The sequence below is a fragment of the Streptomyces sp. P6-2-1 genome, from assembly GCF_050613165.1.
Taxonomy (GTDB): Bacteria; Actinomycetota; Actinomycetes; order Streptomycetales; family Streptomycetaceae; genus Streptomyces.
On sequence record NZ_CP192513.1, the window covers coordinates 4,043,164 to 4,064,829 of the forward strand.

Genomic DNA, 21,666 nt, shown 5'->3' on the forward strand with positions numbered 1-21,666 from the left:
CGCACCCCGCCCTCCGCCCGTCCCCGCCCTCCGCCCACCCTCGCCCCGTCCCCGAAGGAACCCCATGCCACCCACCCCAGCCCCCGGACCAGGCACCCCAGCCCGCGGCGCCAGCGCCCCCGGCCCGCTCGGCGCCGACCGACGCGCCTCCCGCTCGGGCGCCCCCCTTCCCGGCGCGCCGGGTCCGGGCGGTACCCCCGCCCCCGGCGTCGCTCAGCGGCCCGCCACCCCCGGCGCTCCGGGCCCCGCCCGGGCGACCGCCCCTGAGCCCCCGAGCCCCGCCACCCCCGGCTCCGCCGCACCCGCCGCCACTGGTTCCGGCGCCCCGGCCCCCGGCGCCCCGGTCCCCGTCCCCGCCGCCTCTGGGACGGCCGCTCCCGGTGTCCCTGCTTCCTCCGCCCCCATCCGCATCCTCCTCGTCGACGACCAAGCTCTGCTCCGGGCCGGATTCCGGATGGTGCTGGCCTCGCAGGCGGATCTGGAGGTGGTCGGGGAGGCGGGCGACGGGGTGGAGGCGCTTGAGGTGCTGGAACGCGTCGACGCCGATGTCGTGTTGATGGATGTGCGGATGCCGCGGCTCGACGGGGTCGAGGCGACGCGTCGGATTCACGAGCGGCCGGCCGCGCCGCGCGTGCTCATCCTCACCACGTTCGACCTCGACGAGTACGCCTTCTCCGCCCTGCGCGCCGGGGCCAGTGGCTTCATGCTCAAGGACGTGCCCCCCAGCGAACTGGTCGCCGCGATCCGCGCCGTGCACAGCGGGGACGCGGTGGTCGCGCCGAGCACGACGCGTCGGCTGCTCGACCGCTTCGCCCCGATGCTGCCTGGCACCGGACCCGCAGGCCACCCCGAACTCGACCGGCTCACCGGCCGCGAGCAGGAAGTCATGCGGCTCGTGGCGCAGGGCCTGTCCAACGGCGAGATCGCCGCCCGGCTCGTCCTCTCCGAAGCCACCGTGAAGACCCACGTCGGCCGGGTCCTCACCAAGCTCGGCCTGCGCGACCGCGTCCAGGTCGTCGTCCTCGCGTACGAGACCGGCATCGTCCGCGTCGGCGGCTCCGGCTCCTGAACCGTCGGCCCGTCCACCTCCTTTCCTTTCGTCAGTTCGCGTTCTCTCTCGGCTTTCCTTCTCGGTCCCGGCCTTCCGGCGGCGCCCCGCTCACCTCAGCAGGTGCCCCACGAAGTCCGTCCCCAGCCGGGCCACGAGTTCGAGGTCCAGCTGGTGCAGGACGTAACGGCCGCGCCTGCTCGACGTGACCAGGCCCGCCCGCTTCAGCACCGCGAGGTGCCGGGAGACCTCGGGGGCGCTCAGCCCGTGCGCCTCGGCCAGCCCCATCGTGCTGTACGCCGAGCGCGAGAGCAGCCGGCACATCCGCATCCGCACCGGGTGCGAAAGCGCCTCCATCCTCAGCGTCAGCTCCTCCACGGTCGGCCCCGGAGGCGGGTCCTGCGCGGCGACCGGGTAGTGCAGCACCGGCTGCCAGCCGTGCCGGTGCAGCACCATCAGGTGCGGGCTGCCCATTCGCGTCGGCACGAGTGTCAGCCCCTGCCGCGCCGCCGCCGTCCGCGCCGCGGTGAGCTTGTCCACCGTGATGCGGGCCGTCTTCTCGTCGTACGTGATGGCCGGCGAGGCGTGGGCGAGGGCCGCGCCGAGGCCCTTGTGGCGCAGCAACTCCTCCGTGTGCCGCGCGTCGGTCGCGAGGCCAGGACCCACCCGCCGCCACGTAGCGGCGAAGAACGCCTCCTCGCACTCCGTCATCAAGCGCCGGAACCACTCCCTCGCCCACTCCGGGTCGGCGAGAACCCGCTGCGTGAAGTCGACCAGCGGCCGCCCCTGCGCCGCAGCCAGCGTCAGCGTGCGCCGCCGCACCACGGCATCCGTCAGCGGACTGGCTGTCCGTGTTCCGTACGCCCCGTACGAGGGATCGCACACCAACTCCAGGAGCGCCGCCACGAACTCCTCGTCCGTCACCCGGTCCAGGAGGTCCAGGTCCCCGGCGAGCGTTCCGGCCGGCTGTGCCTCCTCCTCCGCGGGCAGCCCCGCGAAGGCCGTGAAGACGTCCGAGAACGTCGTACCCCACAGAAACCTCGCCTCCTCCAGCCGGTCGGCCAGGTGCGGGTCGAGGCGTGCCGTGGTCGCCGTCACCCACGCCGCGAGCCGCGGATGGTGCCGGGACTCCGTGAACGCGTGCAGCGCCATGCCCAGCTCCGCCAGCGGCGAGGGCTTCACGCGGACCCGGTCGTGGGGCAGCCCGGCTATGTCGATGATGACGCTCACCGCACTATGGTGCCCCGCCCACACCCCCTCCTGTCAGGCCTTCTCCTTCCTTCGCGCCCTGCTCCCCTTCGCCAGCCGCGCCACGAAATCGGCGGCCGCCTCCTCGATGTCCCCGTCCGGCCACTCCAGCGCCGCCGCCGTGACCGTCACCTCCGTGAACGCGATACCCGGCACCTGTTGGTCGTGCCAGGCCCCGAAAAGGCTCTCGCTCCGCTCCCGCGCCTGCGCGATCCCCGCCTCGTCCAGCTCCCCCGCCGAGTACGGCAGCCACAACTGGAACTGGTGCGTGTGCGGCACCTCCGGATGGAGCCGGTACCAGGACACCCCGGACCGCTCCAGGCCGCGCCGCAGCGCCGCCGACACCTCCCGCGCCCTCGCCACGTACTCGGGCAGCCGTGGCAGCTCGCGGTCCAGGCCGATCAGGGCGCTCAGCGCGGTCGGGAACTGCTGGAAGATCTGCCCCCCGTACCGGTGCCGCCAGGCCCGGGCCTCGTCGATGAGCTGCTGCGGACCGGCGAGCACCGCCCCGCCCAGCCCTTCGAGCGACTTGTAGAAGGACACGTACACGCTGTCCGCGAGCGCCGCGATCTCGCGCAGGTCCCTGCCGAAGTGCGTCTCCGTCTCCCACAGCCGCGCTCCGTCGAAGTGCACGACGGCGTCCCGCTCGCGCGCCGCCGCCACCACGTCGACCAGCTCCTCCCAGCTCGGCAGGACGAAACCGGCGTCCCGCAGCGGCAGCTCCAGCATCAGCGTCCCGAACGGCTCCTCCAGCGCCGCCACCTCCGTCGCCGTCGGCAGCCGCGGCGCCCGCGTCGGATGCACCGTGCGCAGCCCGCTCACCGTGCGGAACGCGTCCCGCTCGTGCACCTCCGGGTGCGCCAGGGGATGCAGCGCCACGACCGGGTTCCCCGTGCGCCCCGCCCAGGCGCGCAAGGCCACCTGCTGCGCCATCGTCCCGCTCGGGAAGAACGCGGCCGCCTCCGTACCGAGCAGCTCAGCGACCCGTTCCTCCAGCTCGGCGACGATCCCGCCGCCGTAGATGTCCACCGGCTCGTCCAGCTCGGCGACCGTTCCCGCCAGCCGCGCCAGCTCCTCGATCCGTTCCCCCAGCGAGTCCCGCATCCGCGGTCTGCTCAACGCCCGCCGCGCCGATCGCTGCGCGTCCCTCAGCCGCCGCCGGAAAGCCGCGCCCCCGTCCTGCTCCACCACCCCTTTCCGCTCCTCGCCCCGCTCCGCGGGCCCCTCCGCCGTCTTCTTCGCGTCAGCCATCGCCGCCGCTCCTCTCGTCCGTCCGCTCGTTCGTGCCGGTCGCTGGATAGATCATGGCAAGCCGTCAAAACGAGCGCCCAAAGTTATCCACAGCGGGCGTTGATGGTCGTACCACCAGATAATCGCCTCCCTGCCTCCCCGCCTCCGCCCGGGCGGAGGGCAGCGGGCCGCGTGCCGCTCGCCCCGCCGGGCTTCTCGCCTCCGGCTGCCCCCGCCCGCGACTTCGCCTCCAGCCACCCGCCACAAGCCGCCCCCGGCCCGCAACTTTCCCGCGCCCGCCTCCGCCCCCGGCCCGCAACTTTGCCGCCCGCCTCCGCCGCCCGCCTCCGCCGCCTGCCTCCGCCGCCTGCCGCCCGTCGCCCGCCGCCCGCCGCCCTCCCTTCCTCACCTCGCCCACCGCCACCTGGCCTTCCCCTGCCCCTCCCGCCCTCCGCTCCTCCCGCTCGCTCCCTGCCACCCCCGCAGCCCTCGCCGCCACCTGCCATCCGCCGCCCGCTCCCCGCCTCACACCGCCCCGCCACCCCACTCAGCCGCCTTCGCGTTAGCATGACGAGAAATCGTCCGGTACCCGCAGCGGACTGGAACGGAAGGCCCCCAGTGACCGATACGAACCCGCCGAACCACCCCGGCACGTCAAGCGCCCGCACCGCGCCGCTCGCGCCCGAAGCCCGCACCGCATTGGCCGCGCCCGCCGCGTCCCCCGCATCAAGCGCGCCCGCTACGTCCCCCGCGCAACCCGTATCACCCGCGCCCGAAGCCCGCACCGCATCGCTCGCCCCCGACGCGCTCACCGCAATGGCCGCGCCCCCCGCGACCCCCACACCCCCCACCCCCCTGACCCCCCTCACCCCACCCCCCGGGACCCGCCGGTGAACACCCCGCCCCCCGACCCCGCCTCGCGCCCCGCCCGCCTCGATGTCGGCGTTGTCGGCGCCGGCCGTGTCGGCCCCGCGCTCGCCGCCTCGCTCGCCCTCGCCGGGCATCGCCCCGTCGCCGTCTCCGGCGTCTCCGACGCCTCCCGCAGGCGTGCCGCGAGGCTCCTGCCCGACGTGCCTCTCGTCACCCCCGACGAGGTCCTCGCGCGCGCCCGGCTCGTCCTCCTGACCGTTCCCGACGACGCGCTCCCCGGCCTCGTCGCCGGGCTCGTCGAGACGGGAGCGGTCCGCCCCGGGCAGCTTCTCGTGCACACCTCCGGGCGGTACGGGACCAAGGTCCTCGACCCCGTCGTCCGCGCCGGAGGGCTGCCGCTCGCGCTGCACCCCGTCATGACCTTCACGGGGACACCCGTCGACGTGCAGCGCCTCGCGGGATGCTCGTTCGGCGTCACCGCGCCCGAGGAACTGCGGCTCGCCGCTCAGGCGCTCGTCATCGAGATGGGCGGCGAACCCGAGTGGATCGCCGAGGAGGCCCGCCCGCTCTACCACGCGGCACTCGCGCTCGGCTCGAACCACCTCGTCACGCTCGTCGCGCAGGCGATGGACCTGCTCCGCACCGCCGGGGTCGACGCGCCCGACCGCATGCTCGGCCCGCTGCTCGGCGCGAGCCTCGACAACGCCCTGCGCTCCGGCGACGCGGCGCTCACCGGGCCCGTCTCGCGCGGCGACGCGGGCACCGTCGCCGCGCACATCGAGCAGCTCCGTACGCATGCCCCGCAGACCCTCGCGGGCTACCTCGCGATGGCCCGCGCCACCGCCGACCGCGCCCTCAGCCACGGCCTCCTCAAGCCGGAACTCGCCGAGGACCTCCTCGACGTCCTCGCCGACCCCCCGCGCCCCGGCCCCGCCGAAGACCCCGGAGGCCCCGGCCCCACCGACCCCACCGGAGGCACCGAGTGACCGCCCCGCAGCACCCCACCGGCACCAGGGCGCCCGCCCAAGGCCCCGGCACCCCCACACCCGCCCACGGCCACGGCACCCCCGACCCCGCCGGAAGGACCGAGGCCCCCGCCGGAACGACCGAGGCCGCCGGAAGGACCGAGGCCCCCGCCCCCAAGACCGAGGCCCCCGCCGAAGAGACAGAGCCCCCCTTCCTCCTCACCACCGCCGCCGCCCTCCACGCCCTCCCGCGTCCCACGGGCCGCCGCGCCCTCGTCATGACGATGGGCGCGCTCCACGAGGGCCACGCGAGCCTCATCCGCGAGGCCCGTACGCTCGCGGGGCCCGAGGGCCAGGTCGTCGTCACCGTCTTCGTCAATCCGCTGCAATTCGGCGCCGGCGAGGACCTCGACCGTTATCCGCGCACCCTCGAAGCCGACCTCGACCTCGCGGGATCGGCGGGCGCCGACCACGTCCTCGCGCCCTCCGCCGACGAGGTCTACCCCGGCGGCGCGCCCGAGGTGCGGATCAGCGCGGGCCGCATGGGCGAACGGCTCGAAGGCGCGAGCCGCCCCGGCCACTTCGACGGGATGCTCACCGTCGTCGGCAAGATGTTCCACCTCGTACGCCCCGACGTCGCCCTCTTCGGACAGAAGGACGCCCAGCAGCTCGCGCTCGTGCGCCGCATGGTCCGCGACCTCGCCTTCGGCATCGAGATCGTCGCCGTGCCCACCGCGCGCGAGAGCGACGGACTCGCCCGCTCCAGCCGCAACCGTTACCTCTCCGACGACGAGCACCGAAGCGCCCTCGCCCTGTCGCGAGCGCTGTGCGCGGGCCAGGACGCCGCCGCGCGCGGCGAGGACCCCGAGGCCGTACGTGCCGCGGCGCGCCGCGTGCTCGACGAGGCCGCGCACGCCGCACCGCCCGTCGTGCTCGACTACCTCGCGCTCGTCGACCCCGCCGACTTCACCGAGGTCACCGGCGCATTCCCCGCCGAAGCGGTCCTCGCCGTCGCCGCCCGCGTCGGCACGACCCGCCTCATCGACAACCTCCCGCTGGCCCCGGCCCCCGGGCCCGCACACCCTCCCGCCTCCGGAGCCCGACCATGATCACCGAACAGACCCCGATACCCCCCGGGACCCCCGGCGAGAGCCTTCGCCTGCCCGCCCCCGCACCCGGCTGGCGCCGCGAGGCCGATGTCGTCGTGGTCGGCTCCGGCGTCGCCGGGCTCACCGTCGCACTGCGCTGCCGCGCCGCGGGACTGCGCACCGTCGTCGTCACGAAGGCACGCCTGGACGACGGCTCGACGCGCTGGGCGCAGGGCGGGATCGCCGCCGCGCTCGGCGAGGGCGACACGCCCGAGCAGCACCTCGACGACACGCTCGTCGCCGGCGTCGGGCTGTGCGACGCGGACGCCGTGCGCCTCCTCGTCACCGAGGGCCCGGGCGCCGTGCGCCGCCTCATCGGGACCGGCGCGCGCTTCGACACCGAGCGCACCGAGGAGGGCGGTACGGAGATCTCCCTCACCCGTGAGGGTGGTCACCACCGCCGCCGCATCGTCCACGCGGGTGGCGACGCGACCGGCGCCGAGGTCTCGCGCGCGCTCGTCGAAGCGGTACGCGCCGAGGCGATCCCGACCATCGAGAACGCCCTCGCCCTCGACCTCCTCAAGGACGCGGACGGCCGCACCGCCGGTATCACGCTGCACGTCATGGGCGAGGGCCAGCACGACGGCGTCGGCGCCGTGCTCGCGCCCGCCGTGGTCCTCGCGACGGGCGGCATGGGGCAGGTCTTCGCCGCGACGACGAACCCGGCCGTCTCGACGGGCGACGGCGTCGCCCTCGCGCTGCGTGCGGGTGCCGAGGTCAGCGACCTGGAGTTCGTCCAGTTCCACCCCACCGTCCTCTTCCTCGGCCCCGGCGCCGAGGGCCAGCAGCCGCTCGTCTCGGAGGCGGTACGGGGCGAGGGCGCCCACCTCGTCGACGCGGACGGCGTCCGCTTCATGACCGGGCAGCACGAACTCGGCGAACTCGCCCCCCGCGACATCGTCGCCAAGGCCATCACCCGGCGCATGCGCGAGCAGGGCGCGACGCACATGTACCTCGACGCCAGGCACTTCGGCGCCGACATGTGGGAGAACCGTTTCCCCACGATCCTCGCCGCCTGCCGGGCCCACGGCATCGACCCGGTCACCGAGCCCGTCCCCGTCTCGCCCGCGGCGCACTACGCGTCGGGCGGCGTCCGCACCGACACGGACGGGCGGACGACCGTGCCGGGGCTCTACGCCTGCGGGGAAGTCGCCTGCACCGGCGTCCACGGCGCCAACCGGCTCGCGTCCAACTCGCTCCTCGAAGGGCTCGTGTACGCGGAACGCATCGCCGCGCACCTCATCACGGGGCACGCCGCGTCGCCGGAACGTTCCGGCACCGCCGGAGACGGGCACCGCACCGCGCGCGAACCGGTTCGCGAACCGGTTCGCGCCGAGGTGCTCCAGCCGCCGGAGGATCGTTTCGCCGTGCAGCGCGTCATGAGCGAGGGCGCGGGCGTGCTGCGCTCGGCCGCCTCGCTCCGGGCCGCCGCCGAAGCCCTCGACGCGCTGCGCGCCCGCGCCGTCGCCGCCAAGCCCGCCGAACCCGGCGTCGACACGTGGCAGACCACCAACCTCCTCACCGTCGCCCGCGTCCTCACCGAGGCCGCGCTCGCGCGCGAGGAGACGCGCGGCTGCCACTGGCGCGAGGACCACCCCGAGCGCGACGACCCCGCCGGCGCACGGCATATCGTCATCACCCTGGACGCCCCGACGCACACCCCGCGCCTGCGCCCCACGAGCGGCACCACCTTCCCGCCGACCCGCCCGCACGACTGACCCCGCTCACTCGTACGGGTGAGACGCCCGCCCGACCGGGGCGGCCCCGCCCACCCGTACCCGGCCCCGCGTTCCGTACGGCTGCCGTACGCGGCGGTCCGTACGCCAGGACGAGCAGCCGACTGTCCGTGCGACCGCGTACTGTCCGTACACACGCACGTACCGCGACCGCGGTCCCGCCGCGCCCGGCGGTCCGCGCGGCCACACTCGTACGTACCGCACGACGCGCGCCGCGGGCACCACCCGGGCCCGCGCGCACCACCCGCGGGCGCGACCAAGGCGCCCGCACGACCCCGTACCACCCGTACCGCACCAGGAGCCCAGAGCGTGAGCACCAGCCCCGAGCAGCCCGAGCCGACCGAGCCCACCCCCGCAGCCGCGCCAGGGGCCGTGCTGCCGCTGCTGCCCGCCGACGACGCGGGCGCGAGCGGCGGCTGCGGCGCGGGCTGCGCCTGTGGCGGCCACGACGCCGACGACCACGAGCACGAGGACGACGAGGACGTCTGCGGCCTCGACCCCGCGCTCGCCGCGCTCCTCGCCGCGGGTGGTCTCGACCCCGTCCACGTCGAGGACGTCGCGTACCTGACCCTCGCCGAGGACCTCGACGGCGGCGAGGACGTCACCTCGCTCGCGACCGTCCCCGCCGACGCCGTCGCGACCGCCGACTTCACCGCGCGCGAGAACGGCGTCGTCGCCGGGCTGCACATCGCCGAGGCCGTCATCTCGCTCGTCGCGACCGAGGAGTTCGAGGTCGAGCGGCACGTCGCCGACGGCGACGCCGTGCACGCCGGGCAGAAGCTGCTCAGCGTCACGACCCGCACCCGCGACCTGCTCACGGCCGAGCGCAGCGCCCTCAACCTGCTCAACCGCCTCTCCGGCATCGCGACGGCGACCCGCGCCTGGGCCGACGCGCTCGCAGGGACGAAGGCGCGCGTGCGCGACACCCGCAAGACCACGCCCGGGCTGCGCGCCCTGGAGAAGTACGCCGTGCGCTGCGGAGGCGGCGTCAACCACCGCATGTCCCTCTCGGACGCCGCGCTCGTCAAGGACAACCACGTCATCGCGGCGGGGGGCGTCGCCGCCGCCTTCGCGGCGGTGCGGACGATGTTCCCCGGACTGACCGTCGAGGTCGAGGTCGACACGATCCACCAGCTCCGCGAGGTGCTCGACGCGGGCGCCGACCTCGTCCTGCTCGACAACTTCACGCCCGCCGAGACCGAGGAGGCCGTGACGCTCAACGCGGGCCGCGCCCTGCTCGAATCCTCGGGCCGCCTCACCCTCGACAACGCCCGCGCCTACGCCGAGACCGGCGTCGACTACCTCGCCGTCGGCGCGCTCACGCACTCCGCGCCGATCCTCGACATCGGCCTCGACCTGCGCGCCCCGGACAACGACTGACCCCGCCTGCCCCCGTCTCCCCTTCAGGACACTCGCGATGCTGCTGACCATCGACGTCGGGAACACCCATACCGTGCTCGGTCTCTTCGACGGCGAGGAGATCGTCGAGCACTGGCGGATCTCCACCGACTCCCGCCGCACGGCCGACGAACTGGCGGTCCTCCTCCAGGGCCTCATGGGCACCCACCCGCTGCTCGGCATGGAACTCGGCGAGGGCATCGACGGCATCGCGATCTGCTCCACCGTGCCCGCCGTGCTCCACGAACTGCGCGAGGTCAGCCGCAGGTACTACGGGGACGTCCCCGCGATCCTCGTGGAGCCGGGCGTGAAGACCGGCGTGCCGATCCTCATGGACAACCCCAAGGAGGTCGGCACGGACCGCATCATCAACGCCGTCGCCGCCCAGCACCTCTACGGGGGCCCCGCGATCGTCGTCGACTTCGGCACCGCGACGACGTTCGACGCGGTCTCCGAGCGCGGCGAGTACGCGGGCGGCGTGATCGCTCCCGGCATCGAGATCTCCGTCGAGGCGCTCGGCCTGCGTGGCGCCCAGCTCCGCAAGATCGAGCTGGCCCGGCCCCGCAGCGTCATCGGCAAGAGCACCGTCGAGGCCATGCAGTCCGGCATCCTCTACGGCTTCGCGGGGCAGGTCGACGGCGTCGTCCAGCGCATGGCCCGCGAACTCGCGGCCGACCCCGCCGAAGTCACCGTCATCGCCACGGGCGGCCTCGCCCCGATGGTCCTCGGCGAGGCCACGGTCATCGACCACCATGAACCGTGGCTCACGCTGATCGGCCTGCGGCTGGTGTACGAGAGGAACACGGGCCGCAGGTGAGGGGCCGGTGAGGGCACGGGGGTGAACCGAGCGAGTACGCACGAATACGTACGGGGGAGGGGGCCCGCGCGGACGCGGTACGGGGGCGCGTCCGCGCCCAGCGGGTGCCGTGTGCCGCACCATGCCTCCCGCGTGGCGCCACCGGGGCTCGCGCGTGGCGCCCAACCCGGGCTCGCGCGTGGCGCCCAACCCGGGCTCGCGCGTGGCGCCCAACCCGGGCTCGCGCGTGGCGCGCCCCTGCCCCGGTGCCCCGCACCCGGCCGCGAGACGCCACCACCCCAATAACCACATTTTCGTCCGTTATGTGCGTATCGTCCTTCCATGCCCACGCCATACGGATCTTCCCGGGGCGGCATGGTCTTCGGCGCGGACGAAGTGCGCGTCGTGCGCCGTGCCCTCGCCCTCGCCCTGCTGCCAGGACCCGCTCGTGCGGACGACGTCCGCGACTGCCTCCGCCTCTCGCAGGCGGTCGACGCCGCCGTGGACGAGGCCGCGCGACTGCGGGCCTTCCTCGTGGCCGACCTCACGCGCTACCGCGCCGCCCTCCCCGGCAGCCTCCCCGGCTTCCTCCCCCTGCTGGCCGAGGCGCTCGACGCCGGGTACCAGCCGGGGCCCGACGACCTCGCGGCGCTGCGCGCCCTGCGCCACGACCCGGGCGCCGCGCGTCTCCTCGCGCGCTGCCAGGACCTCGCCGAGCAGGCGGTACGGGCCCGCCTCGCGGGTCGCGCCCTCGCCCCGGGGCCCCGTACCCCCTTGCGCGCCCTGCCGGGCGGCCGTGCGGCCGACGAGCCCGCGAAGCCCGCCCCCGCCAAGCCCGCCCCGGCGAAACCGGCGACCCCCGCCCGTAAGCCCGCACAGCCCACCCGGCGGCCCGGCGTCCCGACCCCCGCCGAGGCCTTCCCGCCCAAGCGCCGCCCCTCGCCTCCGGGCGCCCGCCGTGCCGCCCTGAATGCGGGCACGGCGGGCACGGCGGACACAGCACCCCAGAAGCTCGCGGCCGGTTAGCCCGGTCTACTCTGAGCCTCATGGACTACATCTCCGCCCTCGTGCCCCCCGTGGTGATGGCCGTCTTCTTCATCGGCCTCGTCAGGGTCATCGTCAAGACTCAGGGCGGCGCGGCCAAGAGCAAGGAGGACGCCGCCGTCGACGCGGCGCTCGCCCGTGCCGAGAGCGGCCCCCGCGCGGAGCACGGCACCGCGCGCGACTGACGGCCGCGCCCCGCGCGCCGGCTGTCACAAGGGGTGCGTGTCCCCGGAACCCGTTCACGGGTCCCGCCGGGACGCGCACCCCTTTTGCCGTGCAGTGAAAGGAATTGCCGCGAATTGAATAGATGGTGTCGCTTTGTGCACGTACAGTGCACGCGTGGTCCGTCCTTTGGGAGAACTGGAAGACGCGGTGATGACCCGCGTATGGAAGTGGAACCGTCCGGTCACGGTCCGCGAAGTCCTGGAGGACCTGAAACAGGAGCGCTCCATCGCTTATACGACCGTCATGACGGTCATGGACAACCTCCACCAGAAAGGCTGGGTCCGCCGCGAGTCGGAAGGCCGCGCCTACCGCTACGAGGCCGTCTCCACGCGCGACGCCTACGCGGCATCCCTCATGAATGAGGACTGGGGCCGCAGCGACAACCGCGCCGCAGCCCTCGTCGCCTTCTTCCGCATGATGAGCGCCGACCAGCAGGAAGCCCTGCGCGACGCGGTCCGCATGGTGCAGGGACCCGGGGCCCCCGCCACGCCCCCTGCCGAGCCGGAAGCCCCCGCCACGCCCCCTGCCGAGCCGGAAGCCCCCGCCGGGCCCGAGTCTCCCGCCGCGCCCTCCGCACCCGCCCCCGTCGACGGCGATGGCGAGCGGTAGCGTCGCGAGCATGTCCAGCGAAGCCGCACCGCCCGCCCCCGGCCCCCTCCCCGCGCCCGCCGTCTCGGTGCGCCGCGCCCGTACCGCCGACGTGCCCGCCGTGCGCGCGCTGCTCGACCCGTACACGCGGCGCGGCATCCTGCTCGACAAAGCGACCGTGACCCTTTACGAGGACATCCAGGAGTTCTGGGTCGCTGAACGCGACGACAACGCGGAGGTCGTCGGCTGCGGGGCGCTGCACATCATGTGGGAGGACCTCGCCGAAGTCCGCACGCTCGCGGTCGCCCCCGCACTCAAGGGCTCGGGAGTGGGGCATCTCCTGCTGGAGAAGCTCCTCCACACCGCGCGCTGGATCGGGGTGCGGAGGGTTTTCTGCCTCACCTTCGAAGTGAACTTCTTCGCCAAGCACGGCTTCGTCGAGATCGGTGAGACCCCGGTCGACACCGAGGTCTACAGCGAACTGCTGCGTTCCCCCGACGAAGGCGTCGCCGAGTTCCTCGACCTCGAACGAGTGAAACCGAACACCTTGGGCAACTGCCGGATGCTGCTGCATCTCTGAACGCGCGCGGCCTTGCCCCTTCCCCGCACCGCTTCGCTTCCCGTTCCCCGCACCGCTTCGCTTCCCGTTCCCCGCTCCCGGCGCGGGCCCCACGTTTTCCGTACGAACAGTGCGCGCACGGGAACGCGGCGCAGCCGCTCTGGCCTCTGACGTGCGGGGAAGGGGGCACGGCTGTGCCCGCGCCCCCTCTTCGCGCGGGATCGCACGGGATCGCGCGGGCGCGCGATTGAGCGGCTTTGCGCGCGCCTCGCCCCTGCCTATCGGTACGGCTATCACCCCTCCTATGGCGGCGGCTATGCCCGTGCCTATGAGCCCACCTATGGGTGCGGCTATGCCCGTGCCTATGGCTGCCGGTATGGCCGCACGTATGTCAAAGCCGGGCGCTGGCCAAAGGTTGGCAGGCTTCCGCCTCCTTCCCGCCTCCTTCCCGCTCCCTTCCCCGTGTCGTTCCCGGCGCTGTTCGCGTGCTGTTTGGCGACGGCAATCCCGGGCCATTCCCCGGCCCGCAGAGCGGCTGTGACCTATGTCCGAAACGCGCATGTTTCCCGCGGGTCCGCTCTGCGCAGTCTCTCCTCAGCATCTCCGGGGGGTTTGTGTTTTCCCGGAAAAAGCGGTTTGCTTTCCGGCGTACTGCATTTATGGATGAAAGGAAAACCAGTGGCCCAGAAGGTTCAGGTCCTTCTCGTCGACGATCTCGACGGCGGCGAGGCCGATGAGACGGTGACGTTCGCGCTCGACGGCAAGAGCTATGAAATCGACCTCACCACGGCGAACGCGGACAAGCTCCGCGGGCTGCTTGAGGACTACATCAAGAGCGGGCGCCGCACCGGCGGCCGTGGTTCCGCCGCCCGCGCGAAGGCGCGTTCCTCCGCCGGCAGCGGCGAACAGACTGCCGCGATCCGCGCCTGGGCCAAGGAGCAGGGCCTGGACGTCAACGACCGCGGCCGCGTCTCGCAGGCCGTCCGCCAGGCGTACGAGGACGCGCACCGCTGAGCCCGCTGATGCGGTACGGGACAGGGCGCGGCCCACGGCGGTACGGGGCCCCGCGGGCCAGTCCGCCCGTGACCCGGCGGCGCCCCCGTACGCGTATGCCCGCGCCCGGGACGGACGCCGCGCGGGGGCCGGGCCCGTCCGCTGCGCGGCCCCCACGCGTCCGCCGCGCAAGGACAGGCGTCCTCCAGCCTGCCGGGCCGCCACGCCTCCGCCCTGCCGGTCGCCACGCCTCCGCTCTGCCGGTCGCCACGTGACCGTCGTGCCGGCTCGCCAGGTGGACGCGCCGCTCCGCTCCGTCGCGTAGGCCCGTGCGCGGTGGCGCTACCTGCCGTGGCGCCGAACGCGTCCCCGTGGCGGTCGCGGCCTCCTCTTCCTCCGAAGGATTCCTCCTGCGAAGGATTCCTCCCGTCTTTTCTCCCGCTCGCGGGAACTCCGCCGAGCCCCCCGTAGTTACGAGGGGTGTGCGAACGGTCGCGGAACGTGGAAGTGGTGGGGTGGTGGCGTGAGGCGGAGGCGCGCAAGGCTGTTCGCCCGTAGCGGAGGGGGTGGGGTCGTGTCGCATGGACTGTCCCTGCTCGGGGGTAAGACATTCCCAGTAGGGAGGGGCGACGCGGACGTCCCGGGCCCCCCGCGTTCGCCATCGGCGTAGCGATGGAGCGGGTATCGGCTTGGCCTGGGGGAACATCGTCTCGCACCATCAGTGTTAGTGAGTTCGTTCAGCAGTTCAGGAAGGACGCTGGTCCCCGCGGAGGCGGGGATGGACCCGAGCGGTCCCCGCTTGCGGGACTAAGCTGCGGAAGGACAGAGAGGGGACCGACCCCTTTACTGCCTGACCGCTCTGAGGAGCGATTAACGATGTTCGAGAGGTTCACCGACCGCGCGCGGCGGGTTGTCGTCCTGGCTCAGGAAGAAGCCCGGATGCTCAACCACAACTACATCGGCACCGAGCACATCCTTCTGGGGCTGATCCACGAAGGTGAGGGTGTCGCCGCTAAGGCCCTGGAGAGCCTCGGGATCTCTCTGGAGGCGGTCCGCCAGCAGGTGGAGGAGATCATCGGCCAGGGCCAGCAGGCCCCGTCCGGGCACATCCCCTTCACCCCCCGGGCGAAGAAGGTCCTGGAGCTGTCGCTCCGCGAGGCCCTCCAGCTCGGCCACAACTACATCGGCACGGAGCACATCCTGCTCGGCCTGATCCGCGAGGGCGAGGGCGTCGCCGCCCAGGTCCTCGTGAAGCTCGGCGCCGACCTGAACAGGGTGCGTCAGCAGGTCATCCAGCTCCTCTCCGGTTACCAGACCGGCAAGGAGACGGCGACGGCCGGCGGCCCCGCCGAGGGCACCCCCTCGACCTCGCTGGTCCTCGACCAGTTCGGCCGCAACCTGACGCAGGCCGCCCGCGAATCCAAACTCGACCCGGTCATCGGGCGCGAGAAGGAGATCGAGCGGGTCATGCAGGTGCTCTCGCGCCGCACCAAGAACAACCCGGTCCTCATCGGCGAGCCCGGCGTCGGCAAGACCGCCGTCGTCGAGGGCCTCGCGCAGGCCATCGTCAAGGGCGAGGTGCCCGAGACCCTCAAGGACAAGCACCTCTACACCCTGGACCTCGGCGCCCTGGTCGCCGGCTCCCGGTACCGCGGTGACTTCGAGGAGCGCCTGAAGAAGGTCCTCAAGGAGATCCGCACCCGCGGCGACATCATCCTGTTCATCGACGAGCTGCACACGCTCGTCGGCGCGGGTGCCGCCGAGGGCGCGATCGACGCCGCCTCGATCCTCAAGCCGATGCTCGCCCGCGGTGAGCTGCAGACGATCGGCGCGACGACCCTGGAGGAGTACCGCAAGTACCTGGAGAAGGACGCGGCACTCGAACGCCGCTTCCAGCCGATCCAGGTCGCCGAGCCCTCGCTCGCGCACACCATCGAGATCCTCAAGGGCCTCCGCGACCGCTACGAGGCGCACCACCGGGTCTCCATCACCGACTCCGCGCTCGTCGCCGCGGCGACCCTCGCCGACCGGTACATCTCCGACCGCTTCCTCCCGGACAAGGCGATCGACCTCATCGACGAGGCCGGCTCCCGGATGCGCATCCGCCGCATGACCGCGCCGCCGGACCTCCGCGAGTTCGACGAGAAGATCGCCGGTGTCCGCAGGGACAAGGAGTCCGCGATCGACTCGCAGGACTTCGAGAAGGCGGCCTCGCTCCGCGACAAGGAGAAGCAGCTCCTCGCCGCGAAGGCGAAGCGGGAGAAGGAGTGGAAGGCCGGCGACATGGACGTCGTCGCCGAGGTCGACGAGGAGCTGATCGCCGAGGTCCTGGCCACGGCCACGGGCATCCCGGTCTTCAAGCTCACCGAGGAGGAGTCCTCGCGTCTGCTCCGCATGGAGGACGAGCTGCACAAGCGCGTCATCGGTCAGGAGGACGCCGTCAAGGCGCTCTCCCAGGCGATCCGCCGCACGCGCGCCGGGCTCAAGGACCCGAAGCGCCCCGGTGGCTCCTTCATCTTCGCCGGCCCCTCGGGTGTCGGTAAGACGGAGCTGGCCAAGACGCTCGCCGAGTTCCTCTTCGGCGACGAGGACGCGCTGATCTCCCTCGACATGTCGGAGTTCAGCGAGAAGCACACCGTCTCGCGGCTCTTCGGCTCGCCCCCCGGCTACGTCGGCTACGAGGAGGGCGGCCAGCTCACCGAGAAGGTGCGCCGCAAGCCGTTCTCCGTCGTCCTCTTCGACGAGGTCGAGAAGGCGCACCCGGACATCTTCAACTCGCTGCTCCAGATCCTGGAGGACGGTCGTCTGACCGACTCCCAGGGCCGTGTCGTGGACTTCAAGAACACGGTGATCATCATGACCACCAACCTGGGGACCCGCGACATCTCCAAGGGCTTCAACCTGGGCTTCGCGGTCCAGGGCGACACGAAGACCGGCTACGAGCGCATGAAGGCCAAGGTCAACGACGAGCTGAAGCAGCACTTCCGCCCCGAGTTCCTCAACCGTGTCGACGACACGGTGGTCTTCCCGCAGCTCACCGAGAAGGACATCACCCGCATCGTCGACCTGATGATCACCAAGGTCGACGAGCGGCTGAAGGACCGCGACATGGGCCTGGAGCTGAGCCAGCCGGCCCGCAAGCTCCTCGGCAAGCGCGGTTACGACCCGGTGCTCGGCGCCCGTCCGCTGCGTCGCACGATCCAGCGCGAGATCGAGGACGTGCTCTCGGAGAAGATCCTCTTCGGCGAGCTGCGCCCCGGTCACATCGTGGTGGTCGACACGGAGGGTGAGGGCGAGAGCGAGAACTTCACCTTCCGCGGCGAGGAGAAGTCCACGCTTCCCGACGCACCCCCGGTCGAGTCCGCCACCGGTGGCGGCCCCAACCTGACCAAGGAGAGCTGAGCCCCTCAGGGAGCCCGGTCCCACCCGGTCCACAGCGCGAAGGCCCCGCCTTTTCCCGTACGGGAGAGGGCGGGGCCTTCGCGCTGCGTGGGTGCGGGCGGCGGCGGGGCGGGGCTGCTCCCGGGGCGCGCCGGGCCGCCGCGGCGACGCCTCCGCGCCCTGGGCCCGGCTCAGTCCAGGGGACGCCCCTCCCGAGTGCTCTCCGTACTGCCTCCGCGACCGTCGGGCGCGACGCGGTGGAGGGCGGCCCCGGGGAGGCGGCTGACGATCTCGACCGGTTCCGGCGGCTCGGTGGTACCGGGACGTATGGAGAAGAGCGCCGCCGCCCCGTCGTCCAGCGCCCAGCCCCCGGGCAGCGCGCCGGAGGCGACGGCCGCACGGTAGGCGGGGCGGCGGCCCGGCTCGGAGTCGTAGTGCGGGCAGAAGGACCCCGGCAGCAGGCCGAGTCCGTCCGCGAGCACGCCGAGCGGTCCGTACGAGTCGGTGAGCCAAGCGTCGGCCCAGCAGTTCGCACCCGCCGAGATCCCGCAGAGCAGCGCACCGCGCGCGGCGGCCTCCCGCAGCAGCAGGTCGACGCCGTGCGCCCGCCACACCGCGAGTAGGTTCGCCGTGCTCCCGCCGCCGACGTAGAGGACGTCCTGGGTGAGGACCTGCTCGCGCAGAGCCGCCGCGTCCCGGTCCCGGGTGAAGAGCGAGAGCACGCTCGGCGCGCAGTCGAGGCGCCCGAAGGCCGTACGGAAGGCGTCCGCGTACGTGCGGGCGTCGCCGCTCGCCGTCGGCACGAAACAGACCCGGGGGCGAGGGCTCCGCGCGTGCCCGAGCAGCCAGGGATCGAGCACGGTGTCTCCCTCGGTGGAGAAACCACCGCCGAGCACGGCGATACGGACGGTCGACATGGAGCCTCCTGGCCTCGCGGCGTGACCGGTCCTTCACTCTCGGCCGCTCGCACGGGGCCGGGCAAGTCCCTTTCCGGCGTCCTGCACGTGGTCGCGGTCACTCCCCCAGGGGTCCGGAAAGGCCCGGAAAAGGGGCTACGGGTGACGTGGGGCACAGGACCTGCGTCACGTACTAACCACATTAGGGGATAAATAGGGACAAAGCGGATCAATTGGTTCGGGGTGTATTCCGGGCGCCCATCCGGCCTCCGGCGGCCTTTTCCTGTTCGCGCCCCCTTTCACCTGCGCTTTCTCTCTGTGGGTGGCGTCACGTAAGCCGCGTCACAGGCGAAAGGGAGGGGGTTGGGCGAGCCGGAAAGGCGGGCGAGAGCTACGTAATTTGATAGTAGATGCCCCGTTTTGGATGCTCTGGGGGGCTTGTTACCAATGGGGTTGTCGCCCCGGCAATCCGCCGGAATCCCCCCACTCGGAGGTACTCACCCCATGCCGAAGAGCACCACGTCCTCGAACGCCCGCACCACCGCCCGTCTCCGTCACCGCGCCGCCTTCCTGGCCGCCGGCGTCGGCGCCACCGCGGTGCTCGGGGCGGGGGCCGCGGTCGCCGCCGACACGGGCACGCAGACCACCAAGGTCATCCCGACTGTCAGCGCGGCCGGTGTCACCGCTCAGGCCGACGCGCAGTCGAAGGCCGCCGAGCACGCCGCCAAGGACAAGGCCGCGAAGGCCGCGTCCGCCGCCAAGACCGCCAAGTCCTGGATCGACCCGGTGAAGAAGTACACGCTGTCCGCGAGCTTCGGCAACGACGGCTCCCGCTGGGCGCACAAGCACTCCGGGCAGGACTTCGCCGTCCCGACCGGCACCAACGTGATGGCCGCCCACAGCGGCACCGTCGTCAAGGCCGGCCCCATCGGCGCCGGTGACGGCCCCGCCTACGGCAACGCCATCGTCATCAAGCACGGCAACAAGCTGTACTCGCAGTACGCGCACCTCTCGAAGATCGACGTGAAGGTCGGCCAGAGCGTCAAGACCGGCCAGCACCTCGCGGAGTCCGGGAGCACCGGTAACTCCAGTGGCCCGCACCTCCACTTCGAGATCCGCACCACCCCGAACTACGGCTCGGCCGTCAACCCGGTCAACTTCCTCCACAAGATGGGCGTGAAGGTCTGACCCGGACCCCTGAGCAGCACCCACGGACAACGGGAGCACCGCACGACCGCTCCCCAGGGCCCCGGCCCGGCGACACACCCTGTCGACCGGGCCGGGGCCCTTCCGCGTGCGCGCCCTCAGCCCGTCTCCGGCACCCCGCCGTCCGTCGGCGCGTGCTCCGGCAGCCACAGCACCGCCACAGCCCCCTCGGCCGCGGCACCGGACTCGTCGGCACCGGGAGGCAGCAGATTGCGGAACGTGAGCCGCGCCCCGAGCACCCGCGCCTGCCCCGCCGCGATCGTCAGCCCGAGACCGTGCCCGCCCCCGGAGCGGTCCGCGCTGCCGGTACGGAAGCGACTCGGCCCCTGCGCCAGAAGCTCCGCGGGGAACCCGGGGCCGTGATCCCGCACCCGCACCACCCGGCCCTCCACCGTCACCTCGACAGGGCCCTGCCCGTGCCGCGCGGCATTGGCGAGCAGATTGCCGAGGATGCGTTCAAGCCTTCGCGGATCGGTCACCACCTCCGACTCCCGCAGCACTCGCACGGAGATCCCCGCGTCGAACGCGCGGACCCGCCGCTCCACGAACTCCCCGAGCATCAGCTCCTGAAGCTCGGCCCGCTCCGCCGCACTGTCCAGCCGCGCCACCTCAAGCACGTCCTCGACGAGCGTGCGCAGCAACTGCGCCCTGTCCTTGACCAGCTCCGTAGGCCGCCCCGGGGGCAGCAGCTCCGCCGCCGTCAGCAAGCCGGTCACCGGCGTCCGCAGCTCGTGCGCGATGTCCGCAGTGACCCGCCGCTCCGCCTCAAGCCGCTGCCGCAGGGCATCCGCCATCGCGTCCACGGCCCGCGCCAGATCATCGGTCTCGTCCCGTACGATCCCCCCGATCGCCTGCCGGACCTGCACGTCCCGCCGCCCGCGCGCCACCTCCCGCGCCGCGGCCGCCGCCTTCCGCAGCCGCCGCGAGAGCTGCCCGCCGATGAGCACCCCGAGCGCGCTGCCTCCGAGCACCACCGCGATCGAACCGATCACGAGCGCCTGGTCGAGGTCCTGCATGATCCGCTGCTTCCGCGTCGACCAGCGGGTGTGCAGGGACAGGACGTGCCCGTTGCTGAGCGGGAGCGCCGCCCAGATGTCGGGCCGTCCCTCGGGCCCGGAGGCGATGTACGTCGCCCGCCGGTTCTTCGCCACCCGCTCACGCAGCGCCTTCGGCAGCCCCGGGTCGTCGAGCGTGGCGCCGAACTGGAGCCGCCCCGTCGTCTCGTAGATCCGCTGCGCGAACTGCACCCGCTGGTCCTGCACGTCGCGGGCGCTGTCGAGCATCGAGAGCTGCGCCGCGTTGTGCACGACGAGACTCAGGGCGATCGCCACGAGCGCCCCGACGAGCGCGATCGCCGCGCTCAGCTTCCAGCGCAGTCCCGTACGGAACAGGCTGCGCAGCCGCTCCCGCCACGGGGGCTTGGCCCGCCCGGTGGCGGACCCCTCCCGCCGCCGGCCCTTGTCCCTCTCGGGGTGTCGCTCCGTCTCCGCCACGCTAGGCCCGCAGCTTGTAGCCGAAACCGCGGACCGTCTCGATCCGGTCCTGGCCGATCTTGCCCCGCAGCCGCTGCACGTGGACGTCCACGACCCGCGTGTCCCCGCCCCAGCCGTAGTCCCACACCCGCTCCAGAAGCCGGTCCCTGCTGAGCACGGTGCCGGGGGCGGCCGAGAATTCGAGCAGCAGCCGCATCTCTGTGGGTGTGAGCGCGATCCGCTCACCGCGGCGCCGCACCTCCATGCCCTCGGTGTCCACCTCCAGGTCCCCGAAGCGCAGCGGACCCGGCTCCTCCTGCTCCACCGGCTGCCCCCCGGCGCCCCCGGCGTGCCCGAAGCGCCGCATCACCGCGCGCAGCCGCGCCACCAGGACGGACACGTCGAAGGGCTTCGTCACGTAGTCGTCCGCCCCGGCCTCCAGGCCGAGGACGACATCGATGCTGTCCGCGCGCGCCGACAGCATGATCACCGGCACGGTGGACTCGTCCCGGATACGGCGGCACAGGCTCACCCCGTCCATCCCCGGCACCATCACGTCCAGGAGCGCGATGTCCGGTGCCCCCGTCCGGAAGGACTCCAGGCCCTGAAGCCCGTCAGGTACCGCCGTCACCCGGAAACCCACGCGCTCCAGGGCGAGCTGCGTCGCCTCCCGGATCACGTCGTCGTCCTCCACGAAGAGGACGTGTGCCCCCGCCCGCCGTTGTGTCTGCTCTTCCATGTCCGTCAGCTCGTCTTCTCGTCGTTCACCGCCCGCCCCGCACGCGCGCGGCGCCGCGCCCCCGCGCGGCATCGGCAGCCTCGCGCCCCGCCCGTACAGACGCCGCCGTGCGCAGCCGCCGCCC

The 21,666-nt window shown here is 73.1% G+C and carries 18 protein-coding genes; 13 read left to right on the forward strand and 5 right to left on the reverse strand.

The genetic code is table 11. The features are described 5' to 3' along the window. Nucleotides 1-403: 403 nt before the first annotated feature. Nucleotides 404-1,069: a response regulator gene (locus ACQYWQ_RS17410; protein WP_431039232.1), complete on the forward strand. Its 666-nt coding sequence runs from the start codon at nucleotides 404-406 to the stop codon at nucleotides 1,067-1,069. A 90-nt stretch (nucleotides 1,070-1,159) separates the two neighbouring features. Here ACQYWQ_RS17410 and ACQYWQ_RS17415 read toward each other — a convergent pair whose 3' ends face one another. Both ACQYWQ_RS17415 and ACQYWQ_RS17420 read right to left on the reverse strand, forming a co-directional pair. Continuing rightward, entirely contained in the window at nucleotides 1,160-2,278 is a 1,119-nt protein-coding gene (locus ACQYWQ_RS17415) for a DUF5937 family protein (protein ID WP_431035692.1), read from the reverse strand. Nucleotides 2,279-2,311: 33 nt separating this feature from the next. Continuing rightward, entirely contained in the window at nucleotides 2,312-3,547 is a 1,236-nt protein-coding gene (locus ACQYWQ_RS17420; protein WP_431035694.1) for a threonine aldolase family protein, read from the reverse strand. Nucleotides 3,548-4,416: 869 nt separating this feature from the next. Here ACQYWQ_RS17420 and ACQYWQ_RS17425 point away from each other — a divergent pair. The 11 genes from ACQYWQ_RS17425 to ACQYWQ_RS17475 all read left to right on the forward strand — a co-directional run bounded on the left by ACQYWQ_RS17425 (nucleotide 4,417) and on the right by ACQYWQ_RS17475 (nucleotide 17,250). Then, complete coding sequence (locus ACQYWQ_RS17425) at nucleotides 4,417-5,382, forward strand: Rossmann-like and DUF2520 domain-containing protein (protein ID WP_431035696.1); 966 nt, start codon at nucleotides 4,417-4,419, stop codon at nucleotides 5,380-5,382. Beyond that, on the forward strand, nucleotides 5,379-6,470 hold the full coding sequence (panC, locus tag ACQYWQ_RS17430) for a pantoate--beta-alanine ligase (protein WP_431035697.1): 1,092 nt from the start codon (nucleotides 5,379-5,381) through the stop codon (nucleotides 6,468-6,470). The genes ACQYWQ_RS17425 and panC overlap by 4 nt, the downstream gene beginning before the upstream one ends. Then, nucleotides 6,467-8,227, forward strand: a complete 1,761-nt coding sequence (locus ACQYWQ_RS17435; RefSeq protein ID WP_431035698.1) for an L-aspartate oxidase — start codon at nucleotides 6,467-6,469, stop codon at nucleotides 8,225-8,227. Before panC ends, ACQYWQ_RS17435 begins: the two co-directional genes overlap by 4 nt. A 327-nt stretch (nucleotides 8,228-8,554) precedes the next feature. Continuing rightward, on the forward strand, nucleotides 8,555-9,625 hold the full coding sequence (nadC, locus tag ACQYWQ_RS17440) for a carboxylating nicotinate-nucleotide diphosphorylase (protein WP_431035700.1): 1,071 nt from the start codon (nucleotides 8,555-8,557) through the stop codon (nucleotides 9,623-9,625). A gap of 37 nt (nucleotides 9,626-9,662) precedes the next feature. Then, nucleotides 9,663-10,460 carry a type III pantothenate kinase gene (locus tag ACQYWQ_RS17445; RefSeq protein WP_431035701.1) on the forward strand — a complete coding sequence of 266 codons (798 nt, stop codon included), beginning with the start codon at nucleotides 9,663-9,665 and terminating at the stop codon, nucleotides 10,458-10,460. Nucleotides 10,461-10,814: 354 nt separating this feature from the next. Continuing rightward, nucleotides 10,815-11,465 (forward strand): hypothetical protein, encoded by a 651-nt coding sequence (locus tag ACQYWQ_RS17450; RefSeq protein WP_431039233.1) that lies wholly within the window; start codon nucleotides 10,815-10,817, stop codon nucleotides 11,463-11,465. A 20-nt stretch (nucleotides 11,466-11,485) separates the two neighbouring features. Next, complete coding sequence (locus tag ACQYWQ_RS17455; protein ID WP_431035703.1) at nucleotides 11,486-11,668, forward strand: hypothetical protein; 183 nt, start codon at nucleotides 11,486-11,488, stop codon at nucleotides 11,666-11,668. 154 nt (nucleotides 11,669-11,822) lie between these two features. Beyond that, nucleotides 11,823-12,317 carry a BlaI/MecI/CopY family transcriptional regulator gene (locus ACQYWQ_RS17460; RefSeq protein ID WP_431035704.1) on the forward strand — a complete coding sequence of 165 codons (495 nt, stop codon included), beginning with the start codon at nucleotides 11,823-11,825 and terminating at the stop codon, nucleotides 12,315-12,317. Nucleotides 12,318-12,327: 10 nt separating this feature from the next. Continuing rightward, complete coding sequence (locus ACQYWQ_RS17465; protein ID WP_431035706.1) at nucleotides 12,328-12,876, forward strand: amino-acid N-acetyltransferase; 549 nt, start codon at nucleotides 12,328-12,330, stop codon at nucleotides 12,874-12,876. A gap of 657 nt (nucleotides 12,877-13,533) precedes the next feature. Then, nucleotides 13,534-13,869, forward strand: coding sequence for a histone-like nucleoid-structuring protein Lsr2 (locus ACQYWQ_RS17470; protein WP_431035708.1), 336 nt, complete (start codon nucleotides 13,534-13,536; stop codon nucleotides 13,867-13,869). An 855-nt stretch (nucleotides 13,870-14,724) separates the two neighbouring features. Then, nucleotides 14,725-17,250 (forward strand): ATP-dependent Clp protease ATP-binding subunit, encoded by a 2,526-nt coding sequence (locus ACQYWQ_RS17475; RefSeq protein WP_431035709.1) that lies wholly within the window; start codon nucleotides 14,725-14,727, stop codon nucleotides 17,248-17,250. A gap of 170 nt (nucleotides 17,251-17,420) precedes the next feature. On the opposite strand, the gene ACQYWQ_RS17480 is transcribed toward ACQYWQ_RS17475, so the two are convergent. Continuing rightward, nucleotides 17,421-18,146, reverse strand: a complete 726-nt coding sequence (locus ACQYWQ_RS17480) for a Type 1 glutamine amidotransferase-like domain-containing protein (protein WP_431035711.1) — start codon at nucleotides 18,144-18,146, stop codon at nucleotides 17,421-17,423. A 483-nt stretch (nucleotides 18,147-18,629) separates the two neighbouring features. Between ACQYWQ_RS17480 and ACQYWQ_RS17485 the strand changes: the two genes are divergently transcribed. Then, complete coding sequence (locus tag ACQYWQ_RS17485) at nucleotides 18,630-19,313, forward strand: M23 family metallopeptidase (RefSeq protein WP_431035712.1); 684 nt, start codon at nucleotides 18,630-18,632, stop codon at nucleotides 19,311-19,313. Between the two features lie 116 nt (nucleotides 19,314-19,429). Here the strand turns inward: ACQYWQ_RS17485 and cseC are convergent, their stop codons facing one another. Together cseC and cseB are read right to left on the reverse strand one after the other, a co-directional pair. Beyond that, entirely contained in the window at nucleotides 19,430-20,824 is a 1,395-nt protein-coding gene (gene cseC, locus ACQYWQ_RS17490) for a two-component system sensor histidine kinase CseC (protein ID WP_431035713.1), read from the reverse strand. Between the two features lies 1 nt (nucleotide 20,825). Then, nucleotides 20,826-21,542 (reverse strand): two-component system response regulator CseB, encoded by a 717-nt coding sequence (gene cseB, locus ACQYWQ_RS17495; RefSeq protein ID WP_431035714.1) that lies wholly within the window; start codon nucleotides 21,540-21,542, stop codon nucleotides 20,826-20,828. Between the last annotated feature and the right edge of the window lie 124 nt (nucleotides 21,543-21,666).

Coding starts and splice junctions, on each gene's coding strand:
- ACQYWQ_RS17420 (WP_431035694.1), bottom strand. CDS start 3,547: ATGGCTGACGCGAAGAAGACGGCGGAGGGGCCCGCGGAGCGGGGCGAG.
- ACQYWQ_RS17435 (WP_431035698.1), top strand. CDS start 6,467: ATGATCACCGAACAGACCCCGATACCCCCCGGGACCCCCGGCGAGAGC.
- ACQYWQ_RS17445 (WP_431035701.1), top strand. CDS start 9,663: ATGCTGCTGACCATCGACGTCGGGAACACCCATACCGTGCTCGGTCTC.
- ACQYWQ_RS17450 (WP_431039233.1), top strand. CDS start 10,815: ATGGTCTTCGGCGCGGACGAAGTGCGCGTCGTGCGCCGTGCCCTCGCC.
- ACQYWQ_RS17455 (WP_431035703.1), top strand. CDS start 11,486: ATGGACTACATCTCCGCCCTCGTGCCCCCCGTGGTGATGGCCGTCTTC.
- ACQYWQ_RS17465 (WP_431035706.1), top strand. CDS start 12,328: ATGTCCAGCGAAGCCGCACCGCCCGCCCCCGGCCCCCTCCCCGCGCCC.
- ACQYWQ_RS17475 (WP_431035709.1), top strand. CDS start 14,725: ATGTTCGAGAGGTTCACCGACCGCGCGCGGCGGGTTGTCGTCCTGGCT.
- ACQYWQ_RS17480 (WP_431035711.1), bottom strand. CDS start 18,146: ATGTCGACCGTCCGTATCGCCGTGCTCGGCGGTGGTTTCTCCACCGAG.
- ACQYWQ_RS17485 (WP_431035712.1), top strand. CDS start 18,630: ATGCCGAAGAGCACCACGTCCTCGAACGCCCGCACCACCGCCCGTCTC.
- cseB (WP_431035714.1), bottom strand. CDS start 21,542: ATGGAAGAGCAGACACAACGGCGGGCGGGGGCACACGTCCTCTTCGTG.